This is a genomic window from Streptomyces niveiscabiei (assembly GCF_001419795.1).
Lineage (GTDB): Bacteria > Actinomycetota > Actinomycetes > Streptomycetales > Streptomycetaceae > Streptomyces > Streptomyces niveiscabiei.
The window spans coordinates 260-8,602 of sequence record NZ_LIRL01000146.1; the positions used below are offsets into that span (position 1 = coordinate 260).

7 protein-coding genes are annotated in these 8,343 nt (G+C 71.6%); 4 read left to right on the forward strand and 3 right to left on the reverse strand.

Translation table 11 applies throughout. The features are described 5' to 3' along the window. A partial coding sequence (locus AOK24_RS07900) for a protein kinase domain-containing protein (RefSeq protein WP_240553726.1) occupies positions 1 to 2,063 on the forward strand: 2,063 nt, incomplete at its 5' end. On the opposite strand, the gene AOK24_RS07905 is transcribed toward AOK24_RS07900, so the two are convergent. Beyond that, entirely contained in the window at positions 2,038 to 2,979 is a 942-nt protein-coding gene (locus AOK24_RS07905; RefSeq protein WP_055719329.1) for a transglutaminase-like domain-containing protein, read from the reverse strand. The genes AOK24_RS07900 and AOK24_RS07905 overlap by 26 nt on opposite strands. 231 nt (positions 2,980 to 3,210) lie before the next feature. On the opposite strand from AOK24_RS07905, the gene AOK24_RS07910 reads away from it, so the two are divergent. Further along, positions 3,211 to 3,582, forward strand: coding sequence for a hypothetical protein (locus AOK24_RS07910; protein WP_055719330.1), 372 nt, complete (start codon positions 3,211 to 3,213; stop codon positions 3,580 to 3,582). 81 nt (positions 3,583 to 3,663) lie between these two features. Here the strand turns inward: AOK24_RS07910 and AOK24_RS07915 are convergent, their stop codons facing one another. Both AOK24_RS07915 and AOK24_RS07920 read right to left on the reverse strand, forming a co-directional pair. Next, positions 3,664 to 4,635, reverse strand: coding sequence for an isopenicillin N synthase family dioxygenase (locus tag AOK24_RS07915; RefSeq protein WP_055719331.1), 972 nt, complete (start codon positions 4,633 to 4,635; stop codon positions 3,664 to 3,666). Next, entirely contained in the window at positions 4,628 to 5,146 is a 519-nt protein-coding gene (locus AOK24_RS07920; RefSeq protein ID WP_055719332.1) for a nucleoside deaminase, read from the reverse strand. Before AOK24_RS07920 ends, AOK24_RS07915 begins: the two co-directional genes overlap by 8 nt. A gap of 148 nt (positions 5,147 to 5,294) precedes the next feature. Here AOK24_RS07920 and AOK24_RS07925 point away from each other — a divergent pair, with 148 nt between their 5' ends. After that, positions 5,295 to 5,735, forward strand: coding sequence for a Fur family transcriptional regulator (locus tag AOK24_RS07925; protein ID WP_055719333.1), 441 nt, complete (start codon positions 5,295 to 5,297; stop codon positions 5,733 to 5,735). A 36-nt stretch (positions 5,736 to 5,771) separates the two neighbouring features. Further along, entirely contained in the window at positions 5,772 to 7,967 is a 2,196-nt protein-coding gene (katG, locus tag AOK24_RS07930) for a catalase/peroxidase HPI (RefSeq protein WP_055719334.1), read from the forward strand. Positions 7,968 to 8,343: the final 376 nt, after the last annotated feature.

Below are 8,343 nucleotides of genomic sequence, written 5' to 3' on the forward strand. Positions count from 1 at the left end.
ACGCGGACCCGGACGCCGAGGTGCCGTGGATGGCGACGCTGTACGTCCCGGGCCCCACGCTCTCCGAGGTGGTCGCAGACCGAGGCCCGCTCACCGGGCGGGAGTTGCGGGTCCTGGCACTCGGCCTCACGGAGGCGCTCAAGGACATCCACCGGGCCGGGGTCGTGCACCGCGACCTGAAGCCGAGCAACGTCCTGATGGCCGAGGACGGCCCCCGCGTCATCGACTTCGGCATCTCGCGCGCCGCCGACAACCAGACGCTCACGATCACCGGCCGCCTGATGGGCACGCCGCCCTTCATGTCCCCGGAGCAGTTCACCTCGCCCCGTGAGGTGACGGCCGCCTCGGACGTGTTCTCGCTGGGCTCGCTGCTGGTGTACGCGGCGACGGGGACCCGGCCTTTCGACGGCGAGAGCCCGTACTTGACGGTGTATCAAGTCATGCACGAGGAGCCGTCGTTGGACGGCGTGACGCAGCCGCTGCGGGGCATCGTCGAGCGCTGCCTGATCAAGGAGCCCGAGCAGCGCCCTCAACTCGCCGAGTTGCAGCGGCTGTTCAAGACCCTGCCGGACACCGCGCCCGTGCCGTCCACCCCGCCGCCGCCCGGCGACCGCACCGAGCCCGAGGGCATCCCGTACGACGCGCCGACGCACGCGGTCGCGGTGTCCCCGCGCCGCCGACTGCCGATCCTCAAGCGGCGCCCGGCAGTTGGGCGCCGCCTGGCCCTGCCCCGCCTCGGGCCGGTCCTGCCCCGCCTCGCCGGCCGGCGCCTGTCCCGCCGTCTGCTCGTCGCCGCTGCCGTCGGCGTCGTGGGCGTGGTGGCCGTGGTGGCGAACGTGACCACTGGCGCCGGCTCCTCCTCGGACAGCTCCGACGTCGTCGACTCCGTCGAGGCGTCCCTGCCCACCGGCTGGTCGCCGTGGCGGACGAACCTGACTCGGGCCGTGGCCGCCGCCGACCAGGACCGGCTGTCCAGCCACGACCGGCCGGGCTGCGTCCCCGACCAGGCTGCCCTGTACTGCACGGGCAGCGGTTTCACGGTCGCCCGGCTGGACGCCGGGACGGGGCGTGTGACCTGGCGGTTCGGGGCGAGCCCGCAGTACGCGCGCCCGCTCGGGGTGCGGGACGGGCTCGTGTACGTCTACGAGAACCCGCCCGTCGAGTCGTCCGGGGACGTCATCGAGTGGCAGTTGGTCGCGCTCGACGCGCGGACCGGCGAGCGGCGCTGGACCCGGTCCGTCGACGCGACGCAGCCCGCCGTCCTGTTCGACGGGGGTGTCCTGGCCCTGTCGACGGACCACGCCGAGCTGATCGGCATCGACGCGCGGACCGGCAAGGACCTGTGGCGGGACTCCACGAAGTCGTCGGCGGGTACGCGGTGTACCCCGCTGGTACTAGCCGGTTCCCCCTACGGTCTGTGCAGCGACCAGGACGACCCGGCGTCCCGCGACTGGAGCCTGCTGCGGCTCGGCGAGGACGGCTCGCGCGAACTCGCCACGCTGCCTCCAGCGGTAGTACCTCTGGGGGACCTCGCCGGGAAGCCGCTGTTCGTCCAGTCGAAGGACCGGGAGCAGCAGTCGCTGGGCGGGCTGGACGAGGCGTACACGACGCTCCTGCGGGTGGACCCGGCGAGCGGGGCCGTCACACGGATCCCCCTCGCCCAGACCGTACGGGGTACGGCGACGCTGATCGGCTCGACGGTGTACTTCGTCCGGCCGGACGGGACGGTGAGCGCGGTCGCCGCGGGCACCGGGGCGATGGTGTGGCAGGCGGACACCCAGGTCGAGAACCTGTCGAGGCCGGTGTGGTCCCGGACGTTCGACAGCCTCTGGCTCGTCAACCGGTACGGGCGGCTCCTGTCGCTCGAAGTCGCCACGGGGAACGTGCTGTGGACGACGGACAAGCTCCGGGACCCGGCCGGGGCGCCGGAGAACGTGGTGCCGACCCTGACGCTGGTCAGCGACGCGATCGTGGCGGTGGCCGGGGACACGGCGTTCTCCGTGAGCCCGGACACGCCCGACCTGGGGCCCGATGACGTCAGCGAGGACAATGCCGTGAGCTGACCTGGCTCCTGAGAGTTACCCGGGTAGGCCCGTGGTACGGGGCCAGGCTCAGGACCGTCTCCGGGGTGCGCAGCACGTCGTCCCCGGTGAAGAGGGCGCGGGCCTCGGCGTACGGCACCTCGTCGCCCGCGATGACGGCGGCGGCACGGTCGTACACCGCGCGGGCCTCCTCGTCGAGGGTCTGGTCCTGGTCGTGGTCCGTGTGGTCGAGGCCCCAGACGTCCCACAGCAGGGTCTCCACCTTGTTGAGGGCGGCGAGGTCGAGGCGGACGTTGCCCGCGACGAAGCGTTCGCCCCACAGGGGCCCCTCCTGCGGGGGATGGAGGCCGAACTCCCTGTGGTCGGCGCCCTGTTCGCGGATCATGCGCCAGGCCGTGCCGGCGGTGAGGAAGCGGGTGCGGGGGACGTCCAGGGGGTCGAAGCCGGCGTTCCAGTGGCGGGTGATGTCCGGGTCGGCGAGCTGGGGGTCCGCGAGGAGCCAGCGGCCCCGGCCGGCGTGCCAGTACTCCGTGACGACGTGGTCGCCGTGGAAGCCGTCGGTGCCGAAATAGTCCGCGAATCCCGAGCGGATCCGGGCCGGGGTGCCGGTGTGGCGCAGCATCGAGCAGTACAGGAGCGCGAAGTCCCGGCAGACGCCGACGAATCGCTCGGCGGGCGGCCGGGATTTTCCGAGCGGGGCCCCGGAGCGGGCGGCGAGAATTTCCAGGATGCCGTCCACGTAACGGGTTTCGGCGTCGTCGTGGAGGCGGTCCTCGGGAATGGCGTACCCGAACAGGTCGCCCTCGCCGCGGTGGATCAGCAAGTCCCGTACGACGCGGGCCAGTCGGGCCGGGTCGGCGGGCAGGCCGGCGTACAGTCCGGCCCGGTCCCCCGGGGTGCTGTACGGGCTCTGGGCGAGGTGGTCGGCGAAGGGCATGCGGAAACTCCTGTCGCTGCACGGGAATTGCCGCCGGGTGCGAGAGGCACGGCGGAATGGGCCGCGTATTCGCATCGCGGCCGGCGCGTCTCACCGTGTCAAAATTCGCCGGGAATTGTCCAGAGCGGGGGAAGTTCCTTCGTTCGAGGGCAATTTCCGCAACTCCCGTGGCGTGTACGGACCGTGGGCGTACGGTCCGAGTCGACGGGCAAGGCGAGCGGGAGGGCGGCCATGGGGCTGGATCTGAGCAGCGCGTGGGACGACGAGACCTGGAGCGACGAGGAGGAGGCGGACTCCATGGAGCTGATGAAGATCCTCCCCGACATCTCCCGCATCACCCTCCAGCTCCTGCGCCACACGGTCGGCCTCTTCCCCGAGGAGCGCGTCGCCGCCCGCGCGGCCCGGGTAGCCGACCTGGTCCTCAAGGAGTACGGCAGCGACGGCCTGCGCCTCCTCTCCGTCAACCTCGCCACCCTGGCGACCGTCCACATCGAGCACAACGCGATCCTCACCCGCCGCCCCCTGCTCTCCCTCCTCGACGACCTGGACGACACCCGCCGCGAACTCCACAAGGACCTGCCGGGGGCGGACAAGGCGGGCTGAGCGCCCGGGCCCCTCACTTCACCGGGCACCTCACGTCACCGGGCACCTCACGTCACCGGGTCCCGCACTTCACCGTGACCCTCACTTCACCGTGATCGAGTCCAGCTTCGCTCTCAAGTACGCGTGCGAGTCGACCGGTTCGTACGCCACCCTCCCCACCGGCGCCGGTACCGACTCCACCCGGGTCCCCGGCGTGCACTCGCCGAAGTAGACGAGGGACATCAGCTCCTCGGTGGGCGCGTCGGAGGGGGGCGGGAGGACCCGGTGGCGGCCGGAGCGCCAGCGGTCGCCGGTCCAACGGGCCATCAGGTCACCGATGTTGACGGTGAACGCGGCGGGGTCGTACGGCGCGTCCTGCCAGCCGTCGGTCTCCGTCCAGACCTGGAGGCCGCCCTTGCCCGCCTGGCGGTCGAGGATCGTGACCGTGCCGAAGTCGGTGTGCGGGCCGATGCGGAACTGCCCGGGGTGCGGGGTGCCGACGACGTCGGTGCCGGGGTACCAGTTGATGTTGAACCCGTAGGTCGGGTGGTCCATGTGGCGGCTGAAGAAGTCGGGTTCCAGGCCGAGCGCCTCGCCCAGCAGCAGCAGGAGCTGCTTCTCCAGCGCCGCCATCCGGTCGAGGTACTCCTCGCACAACTCCCGCAGCCCCGGCACCTCTTGGGGCCAGACGTTCGGCGCGCACCACTCCGCGTCGACGGCGGGATCGGCGTACGGGACGTCGTTGGCGAAGGTGAGCGACTCCTTGAGGTCGGGCGGGGTCGCCGTGCCCTCGGCGTACCCGTTGGCCTCGGCGCCCTGCGCGAGCCAGCCGCGTCCGCCGACCTCGGCGGCGTACGGCTCCTTGGCGGCGGCCGGCAGCAGGAAGAACTCGCGGGCCGCCGCGCGGACCCGGGCGCGCAGCCCGGCGTCGACGCCGTGGCCGGTGACCAGGAGGAACCCGGCGGTCTGGAGCGCCTCGTCGACCGTACGGGCGATGCGCCGACGCGTCTCGGGGCCGCCCTCCACCCACGGGTGGAGATCGATCGTGGGGATACCCGAGGTCGTCCTACTCACCGATGCCCTCGCTCTCACCGATACCCGAGCCCTCACCGGTACCCGCGCTCTCCCCGATGTCCTCGTTCCACAGCGCCGGGTTCCCGGCGATGAAGTCCCTCATCAGAGTGACGCACTCCGGGTCGTCCAGCACGACGATCTCCACCCCGTGCTCGGCCAGCCACTCGTGGCCGCCGGAGAACGTGACGGCCTCCCCGATCACGACCCGGGAGATCCCGAACTGTCTCACCAGCCCGGAGCAGTACCAGCAGGGCGAGAGGGTGGTCACCATGGTCGTACCCGTGTACGACCGCTGCCGTCCGGCCGCGCGGAAGGCGGCGGTCTCCGCGTGCAGCGAGGGGTCGTCGTCCTGGACGCGCCGGTTGCGGCCCCGCCCGAGGAGGGTGCCGTCGGGGCCGTAGAGCGCCGCGCCGATCGGGATGCCGCCCTCCCGCAGCCCGGCCCGCGCCTCCGCCACCGCCGTGTCGAGCCATGCGCGCGCCCGCGCCGTGTGATCCGCCGTGTGAGCCATGGGGACACTCTCCCCCGTACTACCGCCCTGCACCCTCCCGTACTACCGCCCTACACCTCAGGTATTCCCCCCGCATATTCCCCCCGCACCAAACTTGTACAGCTCCTTTTCTTGAATCGTTCGCCTTTAGCAGGGTAGGTTGGGGCCCATGACCGGATCCGCACCCCCCACCCCCGCCGAGGAGCTGCGCGGCGTCGGCCTGCGGGTGACGGCCGCCCGGGTCGCGCTGCTCGACACCGTCCGCGCCGGTGACCACCTGGGCGTCGAGGCCATCGCCGCCGGGGTGCGCGAGCGCGTGGGTCATGTCTCCGTCCAGGCCGTGTACGAGGCGCTGCACGCGCTCACCGCGGCCGGACTCATCCGGCGTATCGAGCCGGCGGGCAGCCCCGCCCGGTTCGAGGGCCGCGTCGGCGACAACCACCACCACCTCATATGCAGGACGTGCGGGACTGTCGTCGACGTGGACTGCGCGGTGGGACATACCCCCTGTCTGACCGCTTCCGACGACCACGGCTTCGCGATCGACGAGGCCGAGGTCGTCTACTGGGGCCTGTGCCCCGCCTGTTCCACCTCCTCCAGCGCTGCCTGAGCGCGGACCGTCGCTCAGCCTCGAAAGGATTCCCCCATGTCCGAGAACGCCGAAGAAGCAAAGTGCCCGGTGGCGCACGGCGGCCGTGCCGCTCACCCCACGCAGGGCGGCGGGAACCGTCAGTGGTGGCCGGACCGGCTCAACCTGAAGATCCTCGCCAAGAACCCGGCCGTCGCGAACCCGCTCGGTGAGGAGTTCGACTACGCCGCGGCGTTCGAGGCGCTGGACCTGCCCGCCGTGAAGCGGGACATCGAGGCGGTCCTGACCGACTCGAAGGACTGGTGGCCCGCGGACTTCGGCCACTACGGCCCGTTCATGATCCGGATGGCCTGGCACTCCGCCGGCACCTACCGCATCAGCGACGGCCGCGGCGGCGCCGGCGCCGGCCAGCAGCGGTTCGCGCCGCTCAACTCCTGGCCGGACAACGTCAACCTGGACAAGGCCCGCCGCCTGCTGTGGCCGGTGAAGAAGAAGTACGGCCAGTCCCTGTCCTGGGCCGACCTGATGATCCTCGCCGGCAACGTCGCCCTGGAGTCGATGGGCTTCACGACGTTCGGCTTCTCCGGTGGCCGCGAGGACGTCTGGGAGTCCGAGGAGGACGTGTACTGGGGTCCCGAGACCACCTGGCTCGACGACCAGCGCTACACCGGCGACCGCGAGCTCGAAGAGCCCCTGGGCGCCGTGCAGATGGGCCTCATCTACGTCAACCCCGAGGGCCCCAACGGCAACCCGGACCCGCTGGCCTCGGCCCGCGACATCCGTGAGACGTTCCGCCGGATGGCGATGGACGACGAGGAGACCGTCGCCCTCATCGCCGGTGGCCACACCTTCGGCAAGACCCACGGCGCGGCCCCCGACGGGCCGAACGTCGGCCCCGACCCCGAGGGCGCGTCGATGGAGGAGCAGGGCCTCGGCTGGCGGAACAGCTACGGCACCGGCCACGGCGCGGACACCATCTCCTCGGGCCTGGAGGTCACGTGGACCTCCACGCCGACCAAGTGGTCGAACAACTTCTTCTGGAACCTCTTCAGCTTCGAGTGGGAGCTGACCGAGTCCCCGGCCGGCGCCAAGCAGTGGAAGCCGAAGGGCGGCGCGGGCGAGGGCACCGTCCCCTCGGCGCACGACCCGAGCAAGAAGATCGCGCCGAACATGCTGACGTCCGACCTGGCGCTGCGCTTCGACCCGATCTACGAGCCGATCTCCCGCCGCTTCCTGGAGAACCCGGACCAGTTCGCCGACGCGTTCGCCCGCGCCTGGTACAAGCTGACCCACCGCGACATGGGCCCGAAGTCCCTCCACCGCGGCCCCGAGGTCCCCGCCGAGACGCTGATCTGGCAGGACCCGCTGCCCGAGGCCGAGGGCGAGGCGATCGACGCCGCGGACGTCACCGCGCTCAAGGCGAAGATCCTCGCCTCCGACCTGACGGTCACTCAACTCGCCTCCGTGGCCTGGGCGTCCGCGTCCACGTTCCGCGGCAGCGACAAGCGCGGCGGTGCCAACGGCGCCCGTATCCGCCTGGAGCCGCAGCGCAGCTGGGAGGCGAACCAGCCCGAGCAGCTCGCCCAGGTCCTGCGGGTCCTGGAGGGCGTGAAGGCCGACTTCGACGCGCAGGGCGCGAAGAAGGTCTCGATCGCCGACCTGATCGTCCTCGGCGGCGTCGCCGCGGTCGAGAAGGCCGCCAAGGACGGCGGGTACGACGTCGAGGTGCCGTTCACCCCGGGCCGTGTCGACGCGGGCGACGAGCACACGGACTCCGAGTCGTTCGCGGCGCTGGAGCCGCGCGCCGACGGTTTCCGCAACTACTACGGCAAGGCCAACCGCCTCCCCGCCGAGTACCTGCTCCTGGACCGCGCGAACCTGCTCACCCTGAGCGCCCCCGAACTGACCGTCCTGGTCGGCGGGTTGCGCGCGCTGGGCGTCTCGCACGGCGACGCGAAGGCCGGTGTCCTCACGGACCAGCCGGGCGTCCTGTCGAACGACTTCTTCGTCAACCTGCTCGACCTGGACACGGTCTGGAAGGGCACCGACGCCTCGCAGACCGCGTTCGAGGGCCGCGTCGGCGGCGAGGTCAAGTGGACCGGCACCCGCGCCGACCTGGTCTTCGGCTCCAACTCGGAGCTGCGGGCGCTGGCCGAGGTGTACGCGAGCGACGACGCGAAGGAGAAGTTCGTCAAGGACTTCGTCGCCGCCTGGGTGAAGGTCGCCGAGCTGGACCGCTTCGACCTGCGCTGACCCTGCGCCGGCCCTTCGAGGTCGACTGATCCCCGGGTCCGGCCACTTGGCCGGGCCCGGGTTTCTTGTGCCCGATTGTCGCCGACGTCTGTTCCGTACCTCCCTCCCGTCCTTACTCTTGCGTCCAGGACCACCGCTCTGGGGGGAGGCGTGGTGCACGGACAACTCCATGGACGTGGCGCTCTGTTCGAGGCTCAGCCACCGGGGTTGCTCCCCCGGCTGATCGGGCTGCGGCCGGACGAGAACGTCACCGTCAAGTCCGAACACCCCGGCGTGCAGCCGGTGTTGGTGCTGACGGGCGGACGCGGACTCGGCAAGACGGCCGTGCTGGACGAGGTCGAGGCGGCGTACACCGAGCGCACCCGCAGGGGCGAGC